19 protein-coding genes, 1 tRNA gene and 1 riboswitch are annotated in these 20,302 nt (G+C 70.5%); of the genes, 6 read left to right on the top strand and 14 right to left on the bottom strand.

Going from position 1 to position 20,302, the window contains the following annotated elements; translation table 11 throughout:
- Window positions 1-74: 74 nt before the first annotated feature.
- Complete coding sequence (locus tag MMB17_RS07040) at window positions 75-977, top strand: HpcH/HpaI aldolase/citrate lyase family protein (protein ID WP_238309368.1); 903 nt, start codon at window positions 75-77, stop codon at window positions 975-977.
- Between the two features lie 64 nt (window positions 978-1,041).
- Here MMB17_RS07040 and MMB17_RS07035 read toward each other — a convergent pair whose 3' ends face one another.
- Together MMB17_RS07035 and MMB17_RS07030 are read right to left on the bottom strand one after the other, a co-directional pair.
- Window positions 1,042-1,395, bottom strand: a complete 354-nt coding sequence (locus MMB17_RS07035; protein ID WP_241101562.1) for a hypothetical protein — start codon at window positions 1,393-1,395, stop codon at window positions 1,042-1,044.
- Between the two features lie 134 nt (window positions 1,396-1,529).
- Window positions 1,530-2,204 carry an HAD family hydrolase gene (locus MMB17_RS07030; RefSeq protein WP_241101561.1) on the bottom strand — a complete coding sequence of 225 codons (675 nt, stop codon included), beginning with the start codon at window positions 2,202-2,204 and terminating at the stop codon, window positions 1,530-1,532.
- A 126-nt stretch (window positions 2,205-2,330) separates the two neighbouring features.
- On the opposite strand from MMB17_RS07030, the gene MMB17_RS07025 reads away from it, so the two are divergent.
- Window positions 2,331-3,746: a Wadjet anti-phage system protein JetA family protein gene (locus MMB17_RS07025; RefSeq protein WP_241101560.1), complete on the top strand. Its 1,416-nt coding sequence runs from the start codon at window positions 2,331-2,333 to the stop codon at window positions 3,744-3,746.
- Here the strand turns inward: MMB17_RS07025 and MMB17_RS07020 are convergent.
- Window positions 3,695-3,985: a hypothetical protein gene (locus MMB17_RS07020; protein ID WP_241101559.1), complete on the bottom strand. Its 291-nt coding sequence runs from the start codon at window positions 3,983-3,985 to the stop codon at window positions 3,695-3,697. The two genes, MMB17_RS07025 and MMB17_RS07020, sit on opposite strands and share 52 nt — an antisense overlap.
- A 123-nt stretch (window positions 3,986-4,108) precedes the next feature.
- Here MMB17_RS07020 and MMB17_RS07015 point away from each other — a divergent pair, with 123 nt between their 5' ends.
- Window positions 4,109-4,744, top strand: coding sequence for a DUF4194 domain-containing protein (locus MMB17_RS07015; RefSeq protein WP_238309373.1), 636 nt, complete (start codon window positions 4,109-4,111; stop codon window positions 4,742-4,744).
- A gap of 8 nt (window positions 4,745-4,752) precedes the next feature.
- Here the strand turns inward: MMB17_RS07015 and MMB17_RS07010 are convergent, their stop codons facing one another.
- Window positions 4,753-5,472: a cytochrome c biogenesis CcdA family protein gene (locus MMB17_RS07010; RefSeq protein ID WP_241101558.1), complete on the bottom strand. Its 720-nt coding sequence runs from the start codon at window positions 5,470-5,472 to the stop codon at window positions 4,753-4,755.
- 199 nt (window positions 5,473-5,671) lie between these two features.
- Here MMB17_RS07010 and MMB17_RS07005 point away from each other — a divergent pair.
- Window positions 5,672-5,748 (top strand) — tRNA-His (locus MMB17_RS07005).
- A 204-nt stretch (window positions 5,749-5,952) separates the two neighbouring features.
- Here the strand turns inward: MMB17_RS07005 and MMB17_RS07000 are convergent.
- Window positions 5,953-6,624 (bottom strand): MarR family winged helix-turn-helix transcriptional regulator, encoded by a 672-nt coding sequence (locus MMB17_RS07000; protein ID WP_420847347.1) that lies wholly within the window; start codon window positions 6,622-6,624, stop codon window positions 5,953-5,955.
- A 191-nt stretch (window positions 6,625-6,815) separates the two neighbouring features.
- On the opposite strand from MMB17_RS07000, the gene MMB17_RS06995 reads away from it, so the two are divergent.
- A complete protein-coding gene (locus tag MMB17_RS06995; protein ID WP_241101557.1) occupies window positions 6,816-8,957 on the top strand; it encodes a glycosyltransferase family 2 protein in 2,142 nt (713 codons plus the stop codon).
- Window positions 8,958-8,966: 9 nt separating this feature from the next.
- On the opposite strand, the gene MMB17_RS06990 is transcribed toward MMB17_RS06995, so the two are convergent.
- From MMB17_RS06990 to gcvT, 5 genes are all read right to left on the bottom strand, one after another.
- Window positions 8,967-9,359: a response regulator gene (locus MMB17_RS06990; protein WP_238309376.1), complete on the bottom strand. Its 393-nt coding sequence runs from the start codon at window positions 9,357-9,359 to the stop codon at window positions 8,967-8,969.
- Between the two features lie 132 nt (window positions 9,360-9,491).
- A complete protein-coding gene (locus MMB17_RS06985; RefSeq protein WP_241101556.1) occupies window positions 9,492-10,745 on the bottom strand; it encodes an adenosylmethionine--8-amino-7-oxononanoate transaminase in 1,254 nt (417 codons plus the stop codon).
- Window positions 10,746-10,800: 55 nt separating this feature from the next.
- Window positions 10,801-13,647 carry an aminomethyl-transferring glycine dehydrogenase gene (gene gcvP, locus MMB17_RS06980; RefSeq protein WP_241101555.1) on the bottom strand — a complete coding sequence of 949 codons (2,847 nt, stop codon included), beginning with the start codon at window positions 13,645-13,647 and terminating at the stop codon, window positions 10,801-10,803.
- 64 nt (window positions 13,648-13,711) lie between these two features.
- A complete protein-coding gene (gcvH, locus tag MMB17_RS06975; RefSeq protein WP_241101554.1) occupies window positions 13,712-14,074 on the bottom strand; it encodes a glycine cleavage system protein GcvH in 363 nt (120 codons plus the stop codon).
- A gap of 27 nt (window positions 14,075-14,101) precedes the next feature.
- A complete protein-coding gene (gcvT, locus tag MMB17_RS06970; protein ID WP_241102146.1) occupies window positions 14,102-15,166 on the bottom strand; it encodes a glycine cleavage system aminomethyltransferase GcvT in 1,065 nt (354 codons plus the stop codon).
- A gap of 259 nt (window positions 15,167-15,425) precedes the next feature.
- A riboswitch (glycine riboswitch) is annotated at window positions 15,426-15,524 on the bottom strand.
- Between the two features lie 185 nt (window positions 15,525-15,709).
- On the opposite strand from gcvT, the gene MMB17_RS06965 reads away from it, so the two are divergent.
- On the top strand, window positions 15,710-16,882 hold the full coding sequence (locus MMB17_RS06965; RefSeq protein ID WP_241101553.1) for an aminotransferase class I/II-fold pyridoxal phosphate-dependent enzyme: 1,173 nt from the start codon (window positions 15,710-15,712) through the stop codon (window positions 16,880-16,882).
- Here MMB17_RS06965 and MMB17_RS06960 read toward each other — a convergent pair.
- Genes MMB17_RS06960 through MMB17_RS06945 form a run of 4 tightly spaced genes read right to left on the bottom strand, consistent with a single transcriptional unit; the run spans window position 16,879 to window position 20,296 of the window.
- Window positions 16,879-17,142 carry a catalase family protein gene (locus MMB17_RS06960; protein WP_241101552.1) on the bottom strand — a complete coding sequence of 88 codons (264 nt, stop codon included), beginning with the start codon at window positions 17,140-17,142 and terminating at the stop codon, window positions 16,879-16,881. The genes MMB17_RS06965 and MMB17_RS06960 overlap by 4 nt on opposite strands.
- A gap of 19 nt (window positions 17,143-17,161) precedes the next feature.
- Complete coding sequence (locus MMB17_RS06955; RefSeq protein ID WP_241101551.1) at window positions 17,162-18,436, bottom strand: hypothetical protein; 1,275 nt, start codon at window positions 18,434-18,436, stop codon at window positions 17,162-17,164.
- Window positions 18,430-19,368 (bottom strand): tetratricopeptide repeat protein, encoded by a 939-nt coding sequence (locus MMB17_RS06950; RefSeq protein WP_420847346.1) that lies wholly within the window; start codon window positions 19,366-19,368, stop codon window positions 18,430-18,432. The genes MMB17_RS06955 and MMB17_RS06950 overlap by 7 nt, the downstream gene beginning before the upstream one ends.
- Window position 19,369: 1 nt before the next feature.
- The gene (locus MMB17_RS06945; RefSeq protein ID WP_241101550.1) at window positions 19,370-20,296 is read right to left on the bottom strand and encodes a vWA domain-containing protein; all 927 of its coding nucleotides are present in this window, start codon (window positions 20,294-20,296) and stop codon (window positions 19,370-19,372) included.
- Window positions 20,297-20,302 lie beyond the last annotated feature (6 nt).

The raw sequence follows: 20,302 nt of genomic DNA, 5'->3' as shown, positions 1-20,302 counted from the left end.
GCATTGCGGGAGCGCAATGCTGGCATGAGTGCTGCGCTGCGCTACCATGGCTTCACAACAGGGAGTCCACGCCAATGTCCGATCCGCGCCTGCGCCGCAGCGTGCTCTATATGCCCGGCTCGAACCAGAGAGCCCTCGACAAGGCGAAGACGCTGCCGGCCGACGCTCTGATCCTCGACCTCGAGGATGCGGTCGGACCCGACGAGAAGGTGCTCGCCCGCGAGCAGGTCTGCGCCGCGGTCAAGGGCGGCGGCTACGGCCACCGTGAGCTCATCATCCGCGTCAACGCCCCCCAGACGCCGTGGGGCGAGGCGGACCTGCGGGCGGCGATCGAGGCCCGGCCCGACGCCATCCTGATGCCGAAGGTCTCCTCCCCGGCAGTGCTGGAAAGCATCGCCGACCATCTCGAGGCGCTCGATGCCCCCGACGACATCGCGGTCTGGGCGATGATCGAGACGCCGGCGGCCATTCTCAACATCCAGGAGATTGCCAAGGCGCGGCGCGACCGGCGCTCCCGCCTCACCTGCTTCGTGCTCGGCACCAACGACCTTGCCAAGGACACTTGGGCACAGTTGGTGCGCGGCCGGGTACCGATGCTGCCGTGGATGATGTTCACCCTCGCCGCCGCCCGTGCCGAGGGGCTGACCATCCTCGACGGCGTCTGGAACGACATCGCCGACGTGGATGGCTGCCGCGAGGAATGCCGCCAAGCCCGCGATCTCGGCTTCGACGGCAAGACCCTGATTCACCCGAACCAGATCGAGCCGGCCAACACTTCCTTCGCCCCCACGGAGGAGGAAGTTCGCCGCGCCCGCCTCGTGATCGATGCCTTTGACCTGCCCGAGAACGCCAAGCGCGGCGCGATCAAGGTCGAGGGGCGCATGTACGAGCGCCAGCATATCAGCATGGCCCGGCGTGCCGTGGTCTGGTCGGAGACGATCGCGCAGCGTGACGCCGCAGCCTCGAACGCAGCCTGAAACGAGAGAGGGGCCGCACCCTCCGGTGCAGCCCCTCCATCCGTGCGCCTCTGTCAGTCTCGGCTCAGTAACCGTAGCCGTAATAGGTCGGGCCGCCCCAGGAATAGCCGGCATCGTAGTCGTAGCTGCGATACACCCGGCGCGGACGGGCATAGTAGTAATCGTCGTAGCCGACGCTGCGGTACCCGTAGCTCGGAGCGTAGCCGTAGCCATAGGCCGGGGCGGCGTAGCCATAGCCCCCACCATAACTGTAACCGTAGCTGTTGGAGGCGGCGGCACCGAGCAGAGCGCCGGCGGCAAGGCCACCGACCACACCCGCGGCGATCGCGCCACCGCGGCCGCGCGCTTCGGCACCGGTGGAGGCAAGGGTGCCGGCAGCCATCAAGGCAGCGGCCGAGAGCACAGCGATCTTCTTCATCGATCAACTCCTCGATTGTTGAAGCGAAATTGCCACAGGCAAGCTGAACCCTGCCTGAAGCGAATGGCCCTCCAACGACGGAGCGAGGGATTCGGTTCTCCCCGCGCGGCAGACCGACGCATCTGCGCCCTGCTTCAACGCCGTCCGCCGACCTCGTCCAGATGCTCGAGCAGCTCGGCCGGATCCGCGTAGACCCGCGCCGCGCCGGAACGCTCCAGCTCGTCCGAACCGTAGCCCCCCGAAAGCAGTCCGACGCCGAGCCCCCGGCAGCGGCGCGCTGCCAGCATGTCCCAGATGGAATCGCCGACGATCACCGCATGCTCGATCGGGGCCGAGAGCCGGGCCGCGGCGGCGAGGAACAGGTCCGGGTCGGGCTTGGCGTATTTTACGAGGTCGCGGGTCACCACCGGCACGCTCTCGGGATCGACCTCGAGGGCGACGAGATTGTGACCCGCCGTCTCCATCCGGCCGCTGGTGGCGATCGCCCAGGGAATGCGGTTCTCCGTGAGCGTGCGCAGCAGCGCCTTCGCGCCGGGGAGCGGCACCACGCCCTTGGACAGGCGGGCATAAGCCTCCGCGTGGAGCCGGCGCAGCCGGTCCATCCGTTCCGGGTTCATCTCGAGGCCGGTCTCGCGCAGGAGTTGGTTGGTGAACAGGCCGCCGCTCATGCCGATCTTGCGATGGATCCGCCAGACCGAGAGCGGGATGTCCTCCGCGTCGAGGGCTTCCTTCCAGGCGAGCACGTGCTGATAGACGCTGTCGACGAGCGTTCCGTCGAGATCGAACAGGAAGACGGTCTCGATGCGCATGGCGGCCTCCTTGCCGTCGTTTCGCGATCGTCTCGCGAGGTCATCGCCACAACGGACAAGAGGCGGGGACGATGCAAGGGGCGGCTCTTGCCGCCGGGGACACGAACGTCGATTCTGTCCGGCGCAATGCTCTTCACCCGCCTCTCGGACGATCTCTTCCGGCCCCTGGCCTCCCCCAGCCGCGCCTTCAACGCGGCTCTGTTGCTGCACCTGAACGCCAAGGTCTTCGCGGACACCGCCGAGCCGGTGCGCAAGAGCGAGCTTCTGGCCGCGATCGGGGATTTCTCCGCGGCCTTCACGCAGCCCGAGATCGCCGACGACGAGACCACCCCCATCGACCCGGTGGAGCGGCGCTCCGCCGTCTACCGGCGCCTGCTCGATGCCGGCTGGCTGGTGGAGCGGCGGGAGCGCTACGTGCCGGTGGTCGATTTCGATCCCGAGGCGCGCATCCTGATCGAGGAATTGGCCCGGCTCGACCGGGGCGAGACCCGCTCCTATGGCGGCGCCGTGCTGGAGGTGCTGGGCAGCCTGGAGAGCGCCACGGCCAACCCGGCCGAGCGCTCCGAAGCCCTGGTGAACGCGGCCAAGGCCTCGCGCAGCTTCCTCAGCCACCTGCGCAGCCTCGCCGGCTCCATGCGCAAGATCGAGGAGCGCATCCTGCGCGAGGAGGACCAGCGCGCGGCCTTCCGGCTGTATTTCGAGGAATTCGTGGCGCGCCACCTCGTCAGCGACTACCGGACGCTGCACACGCGCTTCAATCCGTTCCGCTTCCGCTCCGGCATCGTGCGCGAGGCCGGCCGGGCCTTGCGCGATCCCCTCACCATCCGTGCCCTCGCCGAGGCCGGCCTGCGGGAGGGCCGGGCACCGAACCTGCCGGCGGCGGAGAAGGCCGTGCGGGCGGATCTCGCCGAGATCCTGTCGATCTTCGAGGGGCTCGACCGGCATCTCGACGCGGTGGCCGAGATCGTGGCCCGGCTGGAGCGCCGGATCGCGGCGGCGCTCCGCTACATGGACCATCGGGACTCCGACCGGATCGAGCGCACGGCCGCGGCCCTGCGGGCGGTGGCCGCCGCCGCCGAGCTCTCCGACATGCCGGTGCCGCAGGTGGCGATGCTGCGCTTCCCCATTGGCGAGCCGCATCTGCGCAAGCCCCGCGCGCAACGATCCGATATCTTCGTCGAGGCGCTGCCCGAGATCACCCTGGATCCTGCGATCGAGGCCTTCATCGAGGCCAAAGACACCTTCCGCCAACGCACCCAGATCAGCCCCGAGCGCATCACCGCCTTTCTCGATGCGCGCCTGTCGGAGACGGACACGCTGCGCGGCTCGACGTTGCCCATCGCGGATGTCGACGACTTCGTCGTGTTCCAGCGCCTGCGTGAGATCGATGTGCTGTTCGGCGGCGCCCTCGGCGAGCGCTACCGCGTGCTGCGGCAGCCGGGCCGCCTCGCGAATGGCTGGCTCGATTGTCCGGATTTCACGATCGAGCGCTACCAGCCGGGGACCTCGCCGAAGCCGTCAGGCGCCGGGCGGCGGCCATAGGGATCGACGCGGAGCAGCCTCTCGCGGCGGCCATAGGCATGGCCGCCGCGAGAGGCCTCGGACACGTTGCGCGGGCCGGCGAGGCCCTGCGTGCCGCCCGGAGCAGTGGCTGCCAGTTGGCCGCCGGGCGGCGTGAAGCTGCCGCCGCGGGCGGAGGCTCCGTCGGGAGAAAGCGTCAGGCCGGCGGCGAGGCTTGCGCCCGCGCCCGCCAGCAGCCAACGGAAGGTGTTCCGGGTCATGGACAGGCTCCTGAGGAAATCGTCCCTTGCAATCCCCGGGAAACGACGGCCGGAGCCATCGGGTCCGCCAAGAACCCTGCGTCGGTGCGGCACGGGCCGCGGAACTGAGGAGACGGGAGGACCATGCTCGAAGCGTTTCGCGCCATCGTCGACGGCGAGGAGCCGCCCCCGCCCGGCGCGAAACCGCCGAGCGAGGAGGAACTGACGCGGGCGCTTCAGGTGCTGCTGAAGAACCAGTGCGTCTACGCGCAGACGACGGGGATCGGTCGCTCCTACGAGATCGCCCGGCACTATGCACCCTTCTTCAAGGACTACTTCGCCTGCCTCGGGCACGGCTTCGAGGTGTCCCACCGCGACCAGATGGTCTTCCTGCGGGTCCCCCAGGAGGGCGTGCGCCACGATGCCCAGTCCGAGCGCCTGCGCAAGGACGAGACACTGGTGCTGCTCGCCTTGCGCCTTGCCTACGAGGAGGGCCTGCGCGACCACCGCGTCACCACCGAGGGCGTCGTCGAATGCACCACCGACGACATCGCCGAGGCGATCCGCACCGCCACCCGCAGCGACCCGCCGGACGAGATCCGGCTCAACGACATCCTGCGCCTGTTCGCCCGCAAGGGCGCCGTGCGGCTGGGCGAGCGCGACCGGACCGAGCGCATCACCCCGCTGATGGTGCTGCCCGGGATCAGCGTGCTTTCCCCCGACGCCTGGATGGAGCAGGTCCGCGCCTGGGCGAATGCACAGGGCGAGCCGGAGGCCTGAGCCACCCCTCAGTACCGAGTCGTAAGCGCCGTCAACCAAGCCGGAGAGGCCTCGACCAGGGCCGTCTCCAGCCTCTTGTCGAGCCCGCTGACGATGGCGAGGCCGGTGACGACGAGGATCAGTCCGAGCGCCAGCTTGAGCCCGCGCCCAGCCCGCATCATCCGGTCGCGGGCGCGCACGAGCAGGCCCCGGGCGAGGGTGCCGAACACGAGGAGCGGCAGGGCCGCGCCGAGGCCGAAGAGCAGCATCGTCGTCGGGACGCTGGCGAGATCCTTTCCCTGCGCGGCCAGCAACGAAGCGGCGCCGAGCGTCGGGCCGACGCAGGGGCTCCAGACCGCCCCGAGGAGCAGCCCGACGCCGAATTGCCCGCCGAGCCCGCGTCCCGGGAGATGGCCGAAACGCATCTCCGCCCAGTTCGAGACCGGCCCCCCAGCACTCGCAAGCCGCGTCTGCACCGCGGGACTGACAAGCACCAGCCCGATCGCGATCAGCAGGATCGCGGCAGCGCTCCGGAAGACGCCCGTATCGAGGCCGATGGCAAAGCCGATCGTGGCGACGAACAGGCCGATCACGGTGAAGGACAGGGCAAGCCCCGCCGCCAGCGCCACCGGCCCGAGCCGATGCTCGGAGGCAGCCGCCCCCAGCACCAGGGGGAGCAAGGGCAGCACGCAGGGCGAGAGCACCGACAGGATGCCGGCCAGGAAGGCCAAGCCGAAAGACGCGATCATGGCTTGGGCGCTCCCCGGCGGGACCTCGCGTCTTCCGCGCGTGCCCCTTTTCGCTGTGCTCCATGAAGCCTGCGGCAGGCCGCAAAGTCCGGCAAGGCACGGCGTCGTCACATGTTTTCAGGCCGTTTTTCCCGATCTCGCCGGAAGGCATCATCCTCGCTTGAAAAACCCGCGATCCCGCGATACACCGCCCCCGCGTGCCGCCGTAGCTCAGTTGGTTAGAGCACTAGATTGTGGATCTAGGGGTCCCCCGTTCGAGCCGGGGCGGTGGTACCATCTCTTTCAAGCTTCTCGCTCAGACGCTTCCCGGCCCAAGGCCTTAATGGCGCTTCAGGCATGGCGAGGCCGGGCCGAACCATGCTCGTGCGAAGCCCATCCCGCGGCATTCAACCCAGACGGCATAACGACAAAAGCCCTCTCTAACAGCGTGCTCGGCCGTTAGAGAAGGCTCGGATCGTTTCGTGATGAATGGACCGCCGCTCAGGCCGGGCGGCCGATCGCGTCTGTGCCGAGCAAGGGCTCGACGTCGTCATTCCCGTCGAGATCGCCGTCCGGGTCCATGTCAGCATCCGCCTCGTGGCCCGTGACGCCGGCGGCCTCGGCGAGGTTGCTGGCGGAGCGGCGCAGGAGCTTGCGCAGGCGCCGCTTCTCCTTGTTGTCGAAGCCGTCGAGCAACTCCGCCTCGACATCATCCCAGATCCGCTCGATCGCCGCGGCCTTGGCCAGGCCCGCCTCCGTGAGACGGACGCGCACGATACGCCCGTCACCGGCTTCCGCCCGGCGTTCCACGAAACCGAGGGCGGCGAGCCGCGAGATCGTCTTGGAAGCGGTCGGCGGGCGCACGCGCAAGGTTGCAGCGAGATCGCCCATGGTCATGCTGCCGGCAGCGGCCAGGGCCTGCACCACCTGCTCCTGCCCCGCGAAGAGATCGAGCGCAGCGAGCCGGTCGCCGACACGGGCGCGGTGCAGCCGCGCAGCCTGGACCAAGGCCCAGCCCACACTCTTGGCCGCGGGCGGACGCAGCCGCTTGGCGGCCTTGCCCTCCTTCTCCGCCGCCTTGTCGGACGAGGCCTTCAGGGTCGACTTGCCGAGGAGCGACGCGGTCGTATCGCTGGCGGACGCCGCCATCGGCTCCTCCACCGTTGCGGACATGACGTGCACCCCTCGATCCTCGCTACGCGGCGGGCAAAAGACCCGACGGGGCGCATGTGCCAGCCTAGCCATGAAGCTTCGATGACAGAAGCCCACTGCACCCATGCATCTTGCCTTGAGGCTGCGCGCGCCCCAAGCACCGCAGGCCGATCGGGCAGTCGGCGGAAAAGAGGGCGCGGAGCGGCATGCGCATGGGGATCTTTGGCGCGCGGCCGGCACGGATTCGCCCCGCGCGCGGCCTGAGCCGCTCGGCCGAGGGACATTGGCAGGCGGCCGAAGACACTGCCTCTCTCATCCTCGAGACCGATCCGCCGGCGCACCGGCTTTCCGGCCGTTGGGTCCGGCTGCGGACCGACCTGCGTGCAATCGGCGAGGCGCCCCTCGCGCTCACCCTCGCCTTCGAGGCGGAGGAGAGCGCCCTGCATATCCGGCCGAGCCAGACCGGAACGGGAAGCGAGGACGTGCTACGCCTGCCGCGAGGGTTGCGGAGGATCGGGATCGAAGCTGCCGGGCCCGGCGCCTTCCAAATCACCACCGCCCGCGTGGAGCCGCTCGCCCCGCCACAGGTCGCCTATCACCTCGCCCGCCGGATCCTCCTGCGGCTGCCACCGGGCGAGCGCTCGCCAGCGCGGCTCCTGCGCCGGGCCTTCGGCCTGATCCGGACCGTGCCGCCCCGGGAAATCCTGCGCCGGCTGGCCCGCGGGGCCGGCCCGAAACAGGCCGCGGCCTCCTACGACGCCTGGATCGCGGCGGTGGAAGCGCCCGCGACGCCCTCCCCCATGGCGATGGAGGCGGCCGCGCGCGCTTTCCGCCTCAAGACCCGCTTCAGCCTGATCGCCTGGGTCGAGGATGCCAGGGCCGCGCGCACCCTGGCCGAAGATCTGGTCGCACAGGGCTACGGCGAATGGGAGCTTCTGCTCTGCTGCCCAGCCTCGGCGATGCCGGATCTCGGCGATCATGTGGGCGACCCGCGGATCAAGTTGCGGCCTCGAACGCTCGAGCCCGGCCGCGTCGCGGTGTTAAATGGAGCCCTGGCCCAAGCCTCGGGCGCCTACACCGCCTTTGTCGAGGACGGCGATAGGCTTTCGCCCCAGGCGCTCTTCGCCCTGGCCCGGCTGATCGAGGCCGATCCGGAGGCCGACCTCGTCTACACGGACGAGGACAGGATGACGGCGGCGGGCGGGCGCGACGCGCCCTTCTTCAAACCCGATTGGTCGCCCGAGACCTTCGAGGCCGTGCCCTATCTCGGACAGTTCCTCCTCTACCGCACCGCCCTCCTGCGCGAGGTCGGCGGCTACCGGGAGGGTTTCGAGGGCGCCCTCGACTACGACCTCGCGCTCCGCGTGACCGAGCGGACCGATCGCGTGCGCCACTTGGCGCAGGTTCTCTGCCACCGGGCAGCGGACGCCCCCTCGCCCACCCTCGGTTCCGACGCCGCGCGGCGGGCGTTGGCGGAGCGGCGCGCGCGCACCGGCCGCCTCGGAGCCGCGCCCCTCGTGTCCATCGTTATCCCCAGCGCCGGCCGTGACAGCCTCGTGCGCGGCGCCTCGGTCAATCTCCTGGCGAACTGCCTCGCGTCCCTGCGCGAACGGAGCACCTACCCGCACATCGAGATCGTCGTCGTCGAGCACGGGGCTCTTCCCGCCCCCGCCCGGGCCGCCATGAAGGCCACGCAAGCGCGGAGCGTTCCCTATCCCGATCCCGTCTTCAACTTCGCCGCCAAGATGAATCGCGGGGCCGCGGCGGCTCGGGGCGAGGTGCTGGTCTTTCTCAACGACGACATCGAGGTGATCACGCCGGACTGGATCGAAGCGATGCTGAGCCTCCTCCAGATCCCGGAGGTCGGTGTCGTCGGCGCCAAGCTCGTCTACGAGGGCGGCGCGCTCCAGCATGTCGGTGTCGTATTCGGAGACGGCCTGCCGGATCATGTCCGCCGCGGTTTTCCCGGCAGCGACCCGGGCTATGGCTTCTCCAACATCGCCAACCGCAACTATCTCGCCGTCACCGGGGCCTGCATGATGGTGCGGCGGCGGGATTTCGAGGCGGTGAGCGGCTTCGACGAGGGCTTTCCCGTCAACTACAACGACGTCGACCTCTGCCTGCAGATCGGGGCGCGGGGCCAGCGCACCGTCTTTTGCGCGCAGGCCGTGCTCACGCATTTCGAGAGCCGCAACCGCGTGCCCACGGTCGATCCGCGGGAGCAGGCTCGCTTCCGCGCACGCTGGGGGACGCGTCTCGCGCGAGACCCCTACTATCCCCGCTGGTTCGGCACCCAGCCGCCCGCCTTCGAGCTGGACTCCGAACGCTTCCGCATCCCGCTTCCAAACGAGTGACGCGGCAGCTTAGCAGGTCGGCATCAGCCCCTTGAGCTGAGCCAGGATGTCCTCGCCGGCGCAGGGGCGCGAGATGAACTTCGCACCCCGGGGCATACGCTCGGGATCGGGGGCAGCGCGACCGGACACGATCAGGATCGGTAGTTCCGGCCGGGCCTGCGAGACGGAATTGGCGAGATCGAACCCGTTGACCCGGCCAGACAGCTCCACATCGGTCACCAGGCCGCAGATATCCGGCCGTGCCTGGAGGATGCTCAAGGCGCGTTCGGCGGAAGCGCATTGTACCGTGTCGTAACCGCCATCCTCAAGGACGTCGCCGAGGTCCATGATCGTGAGCGCCTCGTCCTCGACGAGAAGAATGACCGGCCGTTCGGGCGCCAGATTCGTCGTGTCGCTCCCCACGATGCACTCCTCCAGATCGATCCGAGACCCACGCGATGCCACCGAGCGCCGTTCAGGCTAGCTTCAGTTTCACCCTGAGCCAACGGGGAAGGGGAGCCGGGGTTGCAGCGCGAAGGTCGCGCCGGCCAATATTCATCCTGTCGTTTCGCGCACCACCGCCTGCACGGCGTCGATCAGGCTGTCGAGATCGGCGGGAGCGATCGTCAAAGCAGGGGTGAGATAGACGATCCGCCCGAAGGGCCGCACCCAGACGCCGCGATCAAGGAAGCGCCGCTTGAGATCGGCGAGATCGGGCGTTCCCGCGAATTCGACGGTGCCGACGGCGCCAAGAACCCGGATGTCGGCCACGCCTGGCCGCCCCTTCAGGGACGCGAGCCCTTCCGTCAGCCGCGCGGCGATCCCGGCACACTGGGCAAGACGAGGCTCGGCTTCGAACAGGTCGAGGCTGGCATTGGCCGCCGCGCAGGCGAGCGGGTTGGCCATGAAGGTCGGTCCGTGCATCAGCGCTGCCGCAGGATCGTCGGACCAGAAGGCCGAGAAGATCTCCGTGGTCGCCACGGTGGCGGCGAGCGCCAGGGTGCCACCGGTCAGCGCCTTGGACAGGCAGAGGATATCAGGCACCACGCCGGCCTGCTCACAGGCGAACATCGCCCCGGTGCGGGCGAACCCGGTGAAGATCTCGTCGGCGATGAGCGGCAGGCCGTGCCTGCGGGCAAGGCGCGCGACCGTAGCGAGCACCTCCGGCGGATGCATCAGCATCCCGCCCGCCCCCTGCACCAGGGGCTCGACGATCACCGCCGCGAGTTCATGGCGGTGACGGGCGAGCATCGCGTCGAGGGCTGCCTCCTGCTCGGGGCGGCGCGGCAAGTCGGCGAAGAGCTGGGTCGGCAAATAGGCGCCGAAGAGGCGATGCATCCCCTCCTCGGGATCGCAGGCCGACATCGCGCCCATGGTGTCGCCGTGATAGCCGCCACGGAAGGCCAGCACCCGCGTCCGGCCGGTCTCGCCCCGGTTGAGCCAGAGCTGCACCGCCATCTTCAGGGCGACTTCGACGGCGACCGAGCCGGAATCGGTGAAGAAGACATGGTTCAGATCCCCCGGCAGCAGGGCGGCGAGCCGCCGCCCCAGCCGCTCGGCCGGCGCATGGGTCAGCCCGCCGAACATCACATGCGGCATGCGCGCGAGCTGATCGGCCATCGCCGCGGCGATGTGCGGGTGATTGTAGCCATGAATGGCCGTCCACCACGAGGCGATGCCGTCGATCAGCTCGCGCCCATCGGCCAGGGTGATACGCGAGCCCCGCGTCGCCACCGCTTCTAGCGGCGGCGCGGCGGTCTTCATCTGGGTGTAGGGGCGCCAGAGGTTTTGAGTGCCGAGCGCGGTCATCCGCGCGGGATGGGGGGTGGCGGCGGGAGAGTCAAACGCCGCCCGCCCCCTCCCCCTACTGCGCCGCCTCGCCATAGGCCTCCGGCGGCGGGCAGGAGCAGACGAGGTTGCGGTCGCCATAGGCGTTGTCGACGCGGTTCACCGGCGGCCAGTACTTGTCCATCCGGAAGGACCCAGTGGGGAAGCAGGCCGCCTCCCGCGAATAGGGCCGCTCCCAGGCGCCGATCAGGTCCTGCACCGTGTGGGGCGCGTTCTTGAGCGGGTTGTCGGCCTTGTCGATCCGCCCCTCCTCAATGGCGCGGATCTCCTCGCGGATCGCCAGCATGGCGTCGCAGAAGCGGTCGATCTCCGCCTTGGTCTCGGATTCGGTCGGCTCGATCATCAGCGTGCCGGCCACCGGCCAGCTCATGGTCGGCGGGTGGAAGCCGCAATCGATCAGGCGCTTGGCGATGTCCTCGACGGTGACCCCAGCGCTCTTCTGAAAGGGGCGCACATCGACGATGCATTCATGCGCGACCCGGCCGTTCCGACCGGCATAGAGGATGGGATAGGCGCCCTCCAGCCGCTTGGCGATGTAGTTGGCGTTGAGGATCGCCACCCGCGTCGCCTGGGTCAGGCCGCGCCCACCCATCATCAGGCAGTAGCTCCAGGAGATCGGCAGGATCGAGGCCGAGCCGAAGGGAGCGGCCGAGACCGCGCCCGCCTCGCCCGAACGCGGATCGGAGGGCAGGAACGGGATCAGGTGCGCCTTGACGCCGATGGGCCCCATGCCCGGCCCGCCGCCGCCATGCGGGATGCAGAAGGTCTTGTGCAGGTTGAGATGGCTGACATCGGCGCCGATGTCGCCGGGCCGGGCGAGGCCCACCATTGCGTTGAGATTGGCGCCATCGAGATAGACCTGCCCGCCATGGGTATGGACGATCTCGCAGAGCTCACGCACCCGCGCCTCGAACACGCCGTGGGTCGAGGGATAGGTGATCATGCAAGCGGCGAGCTTTTCGGAATGCAGCTCGGCCTTCTTGCGAAAATCCTCGACGTCGATGTTGCCCTGAGCGTCCGCACCGACGACCACCACGCTCATGCCGCACATCTGCGCCGAGGCCGGGTTGGTGCCGTGGGCCGAGGATGGGATCAGGCAGACGTTGCGGTGCCCCTCGCCGCGCGACCGGTGATAGGCGCGGATGGCCAGCAGCCCCGCATATTCGCCTTGGGCGCCGGAATTGGGCTGCATCGAGATCGCGTCGTAGCCGGTGACGGCACAGAGCTTCTGGCTCAGGTCGTCGATCAGCTCCTGGTAGCCCTCGGCCTGATCCACCGGCACGAAGGGATGGATCTCCGAGAATTCGGGCCAGGAGATCGGCAGCATCTCGGCGGTGGCGTTGAGCTTCATGGTGCAGGAGCCGAGCGGGATCATCGCCCGGTCGAGGGCCAGATCGCGATCCGCGAGGCGGCGCATGTAGCGCGTCATCTCGCTCTCGGCCCGGTTCATGTGGAAGATCGGATGCGTCAGATACTCGGAGGTGCGCTCCAGAGCCTCCGGCAGGCGCGTCTCGGGATAGGCCTCGTCATAGGGCAGGTCGGCGCCGCCGAAGGCGCGCCAAACCGCCTGCACGATGTCGGGCCGGGTGCGCTGGTCGACGCTGATGCCGATGCGGTCATCACCGACCTTGCGCAAGTTCACCCCGTTTTCGACGGCGCTGCCCAGGATCACGCCTTGGAAGGGTCCGACCTGGACGGTAATCGTGTCAAAGAATTCCTTCGGTTCGACCGTGAAGCCCAGCCTCTCCAGGCCCGCCGCCAGGCGCACTGCGTCGCGGTGGACCCGCAGGGCGATGGCCTTGAGGCCCGCTGGCCCGTGATAGACCGCGAACATCGAGGCGATGACCGCGAGCAGCACCTGGCTCGTGCAGATGTTCGAGGTCGCCTTCTCCCGGCGGATATGCTGCTCGCGGGTCTGCAGGGCGAGCCGATAGGAACGGTTGCCGCGGGCATCGACCGAGACGCCGACGATACGGCCCGGCAGCGCCCGCTTGTGGGCATCCCGGGTTGCCATATAGGCGGCGTGCGGGCCGCCGAAGCCCATGGGCACGCCGTAACGCTGCATCGAGCCGATGGCGATGTCCGCGCCCATCTCGCCCGGAGGCTTCAGGAGCGTCAGCGCCAGCGGATCGGCCGCGACCACGCCCAGCGCACCCGCCGCGTGCAGCGCGGCGATGGGCCCCGTGAAATCGTGGATCGCCCCGTTCACCCCCGGATACTGGAACAGCGCGCCGAACACGGCGCCCGCGTCGAGGTCGGTGAAGGGGTCGCCGACCACGACCTCCCAGCCGAGGGGCGCCGCCCGGGTCTTCAGCACGGCGATGGTCTGGGGCAGGCAGTCGCGATCGACGAAGAAGGCGTTCTTATCGGACTTTGCCACGCGCCTGGCCATGCCCATGGCCTCTGCCGCAGCGGTCGCCTCGTCGAGGAGCGAGGCGTTTGCCACATCGAGCCCCGTCAGGTCGCAGACCATGGTCTGGAAGTTCAACAGCGCCTCGAGGCGACCCTGGCTGATCTCCGGCTGGTAGGGCGAATAGGCCGTATACCAGGCCGGGTTCTCGAAGATGTTGCGCTGGATCGCCGGCGGCATCGTGGTGCCGTGGTAGCCCTGGCCGATCAGCGAGACGAGCAGTCGGTTCTTGTTCGCCGTCGCCCGCAGCTTCTCCAGCGCTCGGCGCTCGGTGAGGGAGGGGCCGAAATCGATGTACTCGGCCTGCCGGATATCGGGGGGCAGCGTCTCGTCGATCAGCGCGTGCAGCGACCGGGCGCCGACCGTCTCCAGCATCTGGTCGATCTCGCTGAGCCTCGGCCCGATATGCCGGCGTGCGGCGAAATCGAAGGGATCGTGCTTGTCGTATTTCATGGGATGCCTCTCGGGCAGAAGGGCTGTGCGACCCTCCCCCTCCGCGGGGAGGGTCGGGGCGGCACTATCCGGCGAAGGCCGCGTAGGCGGCCTCGTCCATCAGGCCATCCATGGCCGCCACGTCGTCGAGCTTCAGCTTGTAGAGCCAGCCCGCGCCCTGCGGGTCGGCACCGACCGAGGCCGGATCGGCCACCGCCGCCTCGTTGATCTCGGTGACCTCGCCGGAGAGGGGCGCATAGACGTCCGAGGCTGCCTTGACGGATTCGACCACCGCCGCGGCCTCCCCCTTGGTGAGTTTGGCGCCGACTTTCGGCAGTTCCACGAAGACGAGGTCGCCGAGCTGCTCGGCGGCATGCGAGGTGATGCCGACCGTGGCGACGTCGCCCTCGAGGCGCAGCCATTCGTGCTCGTCGGTGAAGCGCAGCATGGGAAAACTCCTGATAGATGAGGGGGATCAGCCGCGCTTGAAGCCGGCGGGAACGAAGGGGAGGGGAGAGACGGAGAGGGCGAGGCGCTGGCCGCGGACCTCCGCGAACAGGCGGGTGCCGGGGGCGGCGAGGGCCGCCGGCACGAAGCCCATGGCGACGGGCCCTGCCACGGTCGGGCCGAAGCCGCCGGAGGTGACCAGCCCGACGGGCGTGTCTGCCCCCTCCTCCGCGAAGAGCATGGCCCCGGCCCGCACGAGCGCGCGGCCCTCCGGCTTCAGGCCGACGCGGCACCGCGGAGGGCCGGCCGCCATCTCGGCAAGGATACGCTCCATACCGAGAAAGCCGCCCGCCCGCGCCCCGCCCGCGCGGCGGGCGGGGGAAATCGCCCAGGCAAGCCCCGCCTCGACCGGGCTCGTGGTGGTGTCGAGATCGGCGCCGTAGAGCGGAAGCCCCGCCTCCAGGCGCAGGGAATCCCGGGCGCCGAGGCCGATCGGCAGCACCCGAGGATCGGCGAGCAGGGCCTCGGCGAAGTCCTCCGCCCGGTCCGTAGGAATTGCGATCTCGAAGCCGTCCTCGCCGGTATAGCCGGAGCGGGCAACGAGACAGGGCGCGCCGAGGATCTCGACCGCCCGCACGTCCTGGAAGCGCATGGCCTCCACCTCCGCGAAGCCGGCGAGCACCGCCCCGGCCTGGGGACCCTGCAGGGCGATCAGCGCCCGATCCTCGACGGTGAGCGCCACCTCGGCCGGCAGATGCGCTCGCAGATGCGCCTCGTCGGCGATCTTGCAGGCGGCGTTGACCACCACCACCAGCCGGTCCGGCAGCCGTGCGACCATGAGGTCGTCGAGGATGCCGCCCGCCTCGTTCGTGAGGTAGCCGTAGCGCTGCCGCCCCGGCGCGAGACCGAGGATGTCGATCGGGATCAAGGCTTCCAGGGCGCGAGCCGAGTCGGCCAGATCTCGGCTGCGCAGCTCGATCTGGCCCATATGCGACACGTCGAACAGGCCCGCTGCCGCACGGGTGTGGAGATGCTCCTTCAGCAGCCCCGCAGGATACTGAAGCGGCATCGCATAGCCGGCAAAAGGCACCATCTTGGCGCCGTGCCGCAGATGGAAGGCATGGAGCGGCGTGCGCTTCTCGGGCGAAGCGGCCTGCGCAGGGGTCGAATCGGGAAGGGTCCGCTCAGGGGCAATCTGGGTCATCAAGGCTCCCACGACGATCGGCTCTCGCCTGCCGGCCGGCAGGCGAGTCGCCCCCATCTGTCGCGGTTACCTGAGAGCTTCCCCCGCGCCCTTGCGAGCCCGAGGTTTCTCCTTCGGTGGACGCCAAACGGCGCCTCTCTCCAGATTGTCCAACGATACGGTGATTGTGCCTGAGAGTTTCCGGGGGTGGTTGCTCCGTCGGCGCCATGGCCGGCATGGCCGGCCTGGGCTCTCCCGTATCGTCTGTATCGGACCATTTCAGGGTGGCATGCTGCAGCGCGGGAGGCAAGGCGGCGTCGACCACCGCAGCAGCCGAAGCAGTGACGACATGCGCAGCCTGTTGCGAAAACGGCCTGTGCGCCCCCAGCCCTCACCTGGCGACGGAGCATTCGGTCCGCTTGACATCCCCGTCGGGCGCCGCTGTGAGACGGTATGTCAGATCCCGCTGCCAGCCTCGACGCCTTCGCGTGCGAATCGCTCGCCGCGCTCGACGCCTCTTCCCTGCGCCGCCGGCTCGTGCCGACCGCGCGCGGCGCGAGGAGCCGCGCGACGCGGGATGGACGCGCGCTGATCTCTTTCTCCTGCAACGACTATCTCGGCCTCTCGCAGGATCCCCGCGTGATCGCTGCGGGCCGCACGGCGCTGGAGCGCTATGGCGCCGGGGCCGGGGCCGCGCGGCTCGTCACCGGCAACCACCCGCCCCTCGTTGCCCTGGAGGAGCGGCTGGCCGCCCATAAGGGCAAGGAGGCGGCCCTTGTCTTCGGCAGCGGCTATCTCGCCAATCTCGGTATCGTCTCAGGCCTCGTCGGCCCGGGCGACCTCGTCCTTGTCGACGCGCTCGGCCATTCCTGCCTGTTCTCGGGGGTGAAGCTGTCGGGCGCGGAGATGCTGCGCTTCCGCCACAACGACCCTTCGCATCTCGCCGAACTGCTCGGCCGCCGCCGAGGCAAGGCGAAGCGGGCCCTGATCCTGACGGAGCGGATCTTCAGCATGGACGGGGACCGGGCGCCGATCGAGACGATCCTGGCGATCGCGGCCGAGCACGATGCCTGGACCCTGGTCGACGACGCCCACGGCCTCGGCGTGGTCGAGCCCGGGGCGCGGGCACCCCTGGAGATGGGCACCCTGTCGAAGACGCTCGGCTCCTATGGCGGCTATCTCTGCGCCTCGCGAGCGGTGATCGACCTGCTGACGAGCCGCGCCCGCAGCTTCGTCTACACCACCGGCCTACCCCCGGCCTCCGCCGCCGCCGCGCTGGCGGCCCTGGAGATCGTCGAGGCCGAGCCGGAGCGCGCCGCCCGGCCGCTCGCGCTGGCCCGCCGCTTCACGGACAGGCTCGGGCTCCCGCCGGCGCAGAGCCCGATCGTGCCGGTCATGGTCGGCGCAGCGGAGGAGGCGCTCACCTTGTCCCGCGCCCTGGAGGCGCGGGGCTTCCTCGTCGTGGCGATCCGGCCGCCGACCGTGCCGAAGGACACGGCCCGCCTGCGGGTGGCCTTCTCCGCCGCCCATGACGAGGGCCAAGTCAATGCCCTGGCCCAGGCGCTGGCCGAGCTCAGGATAGAGCCCCCAAACCCACACCAAACCGCCGGATCGAGCTTCGATTAGCCGGCTATTTCCGACGCCTCGGAGCGGGCTTCGCTCCAGGCTTCCTGGCGCGGCACGGTGATCCGGGCGACGGCAACGTAGGGGCTCTCCGTCTCCGACCAGGGCTTCGAAGCGTCCTCGATCGGCATCGTCGCGGCGGTGCGCAGCTCCGCCTGCAGCTCCCAGACGCTCTCGTTCCCGGCGAAGAAGGCGGTGACGGCCTCGCGCAGCCCGTTGGGCTTGCCGTTCACGTCGAGGGGCGCGTCGGTCGGGGGGCGCATCCCCTCGCCTGAACCCGCCTCAGCCGGACGCCGGCCGGTAGCCGTCGAGGGGCGCGAGCTTCGGTGCGGGGGCGAGCGGGTCGGCAGGGGTCCGGCACGGGCGGGCGAGGCGGCGGGCGAGGGCCGGCAGGTCGGGCGCCGGTGCGCGGCCGGTGCCGTAGACATGGGCGTCGAGGGCGGCGAGCGGCGCGGCGAGGGCGGGATCGGCCTGCCAGCAGGCGGCCAGCGCCGGCTCGGCCTGCTGGGCCTGGGCCAGGGTGGCGCGGAAGCCGGTCGCGTCCCCCGAAGCGGCGGCCCGGCTCAGGCGCCGCCGCAGGGCGCCGTCGAGGCGCAGCCACCCGCGTCCGGGCACGATACCGACGAGAAGCAGCCCGAGCCCGAAAGCGGCGAGCCCCGCGGCCAGCACCACGCCCCAGGAGGCGGAGGCGACCGGCGTCAGGTTCTCATCGCGGTCGACCAGGCCGCCGCCGATCTGGCGGGCGGGGATCTCCGCCTCCCGCATCACCCGGGACACGGTGTCGAACCAGGGGATCTGGATGGCGTCCAGCGGGATCGCCTCCGGCACGCCGGGGCGGATGTCCCATTGATAGGTCGCCCGGGCCACCGGCCCCTGCGGGGTGACGATGGTCTCGCGCTTCACCGGGCCGGAGAAGGTGACGATGCCGCGGGTGCGCATGACCGGGCGGGGCGGCAGGCCCTCAGCCAGCACGCCCTGGGCCTCCAGGGTGACGATGCGGCGGGCGGTGGCGCCGACCTTCAGGGTCTCCGGATCCGGGTCCCAGCTGTCGGTGATGCTGACGTCGCGGGCGGCGAGCCACCAGGGCTCGGGGGCCTCCGGGCCGCCGGTCGGCTGCGTCCAGGTCGCCACGGGCAGGGCGGTCGGGGCGGAGCGCACCTCCACCACCTTGCGCTCGCCATTGTCGTTGATTGTCAGCTTGTGGACGAAAGGCTCGATGGTGAAGTCGCCGGCATGGTGGGCGAAGATGGCGACGGTACGCTCGAATTGCAGCGCCATCTGCCCGTCCGGCATCCGCGTGCGCGACCAGCTGTCCCGGCCGAGCTGCGTCCAGGAGAAGTTGGTCAGCGTCGGCTGAATCACCTCCTCCAGCAGGATCTGGGTGCGGTAGACGCCGCGCAGATGCAGCAGCACCATCTCCCGGGCATAGGGCGTGGCGTTGCCGCCCACCTCCGGCGTCACCGTGAGGCCGAGGTCGCCCTCGTCGAGGGCGCGGGCGCCCGGCGCGGCGGCGAGCAGCGCGACCAGGGCCAGGAGCAGCCGGGCGAGCCTCACCATGGATTGCTGCCTCCGGGGATCGCGGTGCCCGCCTCGATGCGGCGGATCTGCTCGGCCTTGATGCGCAGCTTCAGGAAGCGGCCGGGATCGTCGGGCAGGGTCTGCAGCCAGAGCCGGTCGGGATGGATCTCGTGCGCCTCGAAGCTCTTGGTGACGCGCCGCGCCTCCCGCTCGGGCGCGGCGGCGACCATGGCCGAGCCGGCGCCGGTGCGGCCGCGCCCGGCGGCGTCGCTCGCCGAACCGCGGGCCTCGCCCTTGCCGGAATCGATCGATTGCTGCTCGGCCTTGCCGCGGCGGGCGACCTTGCTGTTGCCGGGCAGGGAGGCGCTGGCGCTCGCCTCCTTGTTGCCGGCGAGCCCCTCGCCGCTCGAGGCGGCGTTGATGTCGTCGTTCTGGTCCTGGTTCGTGGTGTTGTTGTAGCGGGCGCCGTATTGCGCGGTGCCGTTGGCGAGGCCGCCGCCCTTGCCGCGGTCGATCGGCTCTTCCATCAGCTTGGCGATCAGGGAGCGGTTGGCCTGCGCGTCCCCGTCGCGCGGGTTGAAGGACAGGGCCTCGTCATAGGCCGCAAGCGCCCCCTGGAAATCGCCGGAACGGGCCAGCGCGTTGCCGAGATTGTAGCGGCCGCGCTTGCCCTGCTCCCGGAACAGGGCCGCCGCCGCCTCGTAGCGGCCGGCCTCGTAGAGGGCGGGGCCGCGCCAGGCCGGATCGGTGATGACCGCGGCGGCGAGCCCGGGCAGGCCGAGCCCCATCAGGGCGCGGCCGAGCCCGGTGCGCGGCTCCGAGACGAGGCTCAGGCCGAGGATGCCGGCACCGGCCAGGACGAGGCCGGCGAGCCGGGCATGGCGGCGCCAGCGCCGGGAGAGGCCGGCCAGGGACGGGACCCCGAAGGGGACAGCGCCCGCGAAGCTGCGCCGATCCGGCATCGCGACCATCTCAGGCGCTCCTGCGGAAGAGGACCAGGGCCGGGATCAGGGCGGCGAGCAGCAGCCAGCGGCCGAGATCGGCGAAGGCGAGCACGCTGTAGCCGCCGGCGGCGAGATGCTGCGCCGTGCTGGCGCCGACCCGGTCGAGCACGGGGCCGGGGGCGTCGACATCGGCGGCCCGGCCGCCGCCCGCGCTCGCGAGCCGGCCCAGCGCCGCCGCGTCGGGCTGGGGGGCGCCCGGGGGGAGGGGGCGGGAAGCCGGCACGAACAGGGTGTGCAGGTGCCAACCCTTGGCCCGGATCGCCTGTGCCTCGCGCTCGGCGGCTTGGCCGACGCCGTCCCCGTCACTGATCAGCACGACGTCCGCGGCGACCACGTTGGCCTCGGCCAGCGTCCGGCGGGCCAGGGCGAGGCCGCGCTCGGGATGCGTGCCCCGGTCGGGGATGGTGTCGGCGTCGAGGGCGAACAGCATGGTGCCGAGGCTGTCGCGGTCGGTCGTCGGGGAGGCGGCGAGATAGGCGTCGCCGGCATAGATCACCACCGCCACGGAGCGGGTGCCCGCTGCCTGCCCCACCGACTCCGCCGCCTGCCGGGCGTCCCGGAAGCGGCCGCCCTCGGTGACGGAGCGGGACAGGTCGAGCACGACCACGGTGGCGTCGAGGTTGCGGAAGGCCGCCGCCTCCGGCCGCTCGACCGCCGGGCCGGTCAGGGCCAGGGCGATCACGGCGGCGAGGAGACCGGCGGCGAGGTTCGCCTGCCGGCGCCCGCCCAGCACCGCCCCGCGCCGGGCGAGGAGCGCCATCAGGGCGGGATCGACCGCCTTGCTCCAGTCGCCCAGCGGTGCCGAGCGCCAGGCCGCGCGCAGGACCAGCACCGCCACGACGGGCAGGGCGACGAGCCAGAGCGGGCGGAGGAGGGCGAAGGCGTCGAGGGTCATGTCCGC

It is taken from the genome of Methylobacterium organophilum, from assembly GCF_022533465.1.
GTDB classification, from domain to species: Bacteria; Pseudomonadota; Alphaproteobacteria; order Rhizobiales; family Beijerinckiaceae; genus Methylobacterium; species Methylobacterium organophilum.
Note: the sequence above shows the minus strand (reverse complement) of the source record. Positions and strands in the feature narration are given on the sequence as shown.

Excerpts from the sequence above, each read along its gene's own strand:
- MMB17_RS06945 (WP_241101550.1), bottom strand. The coding sequence starts at position 20,296 with ATGACCCTCGACGCCTTCGCCCTCCTCCGCCCGCTCTGGCTCGTCGCC.
- MMB17_RS06950 (WP_420847346.1), bottom strand. The coding sequence starts at position 19,368 with ATGGTCGCGATGCCGGATCGGCGCAGCTTCGCGGGCGCTGTCCCCTTC.
- MMB17_RS07000 (WP_420847347.1), bottom strand. The coding sequence starts at position 6,624 with ATGTCCGCAACGGTGGAGGAGCCGATGGCGGCGTCCGCCAGCGATACG.
- MMB17_RS07015 (WP_238309373.1), top strand. The coding sequence starts at position 4,109 with ATGCTCGAAGCGTTTCGCGCCATCGTCGACGGCGAGGAGCCGCCCCCG.
- MMB17_RS06995 (WP_241101557.1), top strand. The coding sequence starts at position 6,816 with ATGGGGATCTTTGGCGCGCGGCCGGCACGGATTCGCCCCGCGCGCGGC.
- MMB17_RS07010 (WP_241101558.1), bottom strand. The coding sequence starts at position 5,472 with ATGATCGCGTCTTTCGGCTTGGCCTTCCTGGCCGGCATCCTGTCGGTG.
- MMB17_RS06965 (WP_241101553.1), top strand. The coding sequence starts at position 15,710 with ATGTCAGATCCCGCTGCCAGCCTCGACGCCTTCGCGTGCGAATCGCTC.
- MMB17_RS07040 (WP_238309368.1), top strand. The coding sequence starts at position 75 with ATGTCCGATCCGCGCCTGCGCCGCAGCGTGCTCTATATGCCCGGCTCG.
- MMB17_RS06955 (WP_241101551.1), bottom strand. The coding sequence starts at position 18,436 with ATGGTGAGGCTCGCCCGGCTGCTCCTGGCCCTGGTCGCGCTGCTCGCC.
- MMB17_RS06985 (WP_241101556.1), bottom strand. The coding sequence starts at position 10,745 with ATGACCGCGCTCGGCACTCAAAACCTCTGGCGCCCCTACACCCAGATG.
- gcvT (WP_241102146.1), bottom strand. The coding sequence starts at position 15,166 with ATGGTGCCTTTTGCCGGCTATGCGATGCCGCTTCAGTATCCTGCGGGG.
- MMB17_RS07035 (WP_241101562.1), bottom strand. The coding sequence starts at position 1,395 with ATGAAGAAGATCGCTGTGCTCTCGGCCGCTGCCTTGATGGCTGCCGGC.
- MMB17_RS07030 (WP_241101561.1), bottom strand. The coding sequence starts at position 2,204 with ATGCGCATCGAGACCGTCTTCCTGTTCGATCTCGACGGAACGCTCGTC.
- gcvP (WP_241101555.1), bottom strand. The coding sequence starts at position 13,647 with ATGAAATACGACAAGCACGATCCCTTCGATTTCGCCGCACGCCGGCAT.
- MMB17_RS07020 (WP_241101559.1), bottom strand. The coding sequence starts at position 3,985 with ATGACCCGGAACACCTTCCGTTGGCTGCTGGCGGGCGCGGGCGCAAGC.
- gcvH (WP_241101554.1), bottom strand. The coding sequence starts at position 14,074 with ATGCTGCGCTTCACCGACGAGCACGAATGGCTGCGCCTCGAGGGCGAC.
- MMB17_RS06960 (WP_241101552.1), bottom strand. The coding sequence starts at position 17,142 with ATGCGCCCCCCGACCGACGCGCCCCTCGACGTGAACGGCAAGCCCAAC.
- MMB17_RS07025 (WP_241101560.1), top strand. The coding sequence starts at position 2,331 with ATGCTCTTCACCCGCCTCTCGGACGATCTCTTCCGGCCCCTGGCCTCC.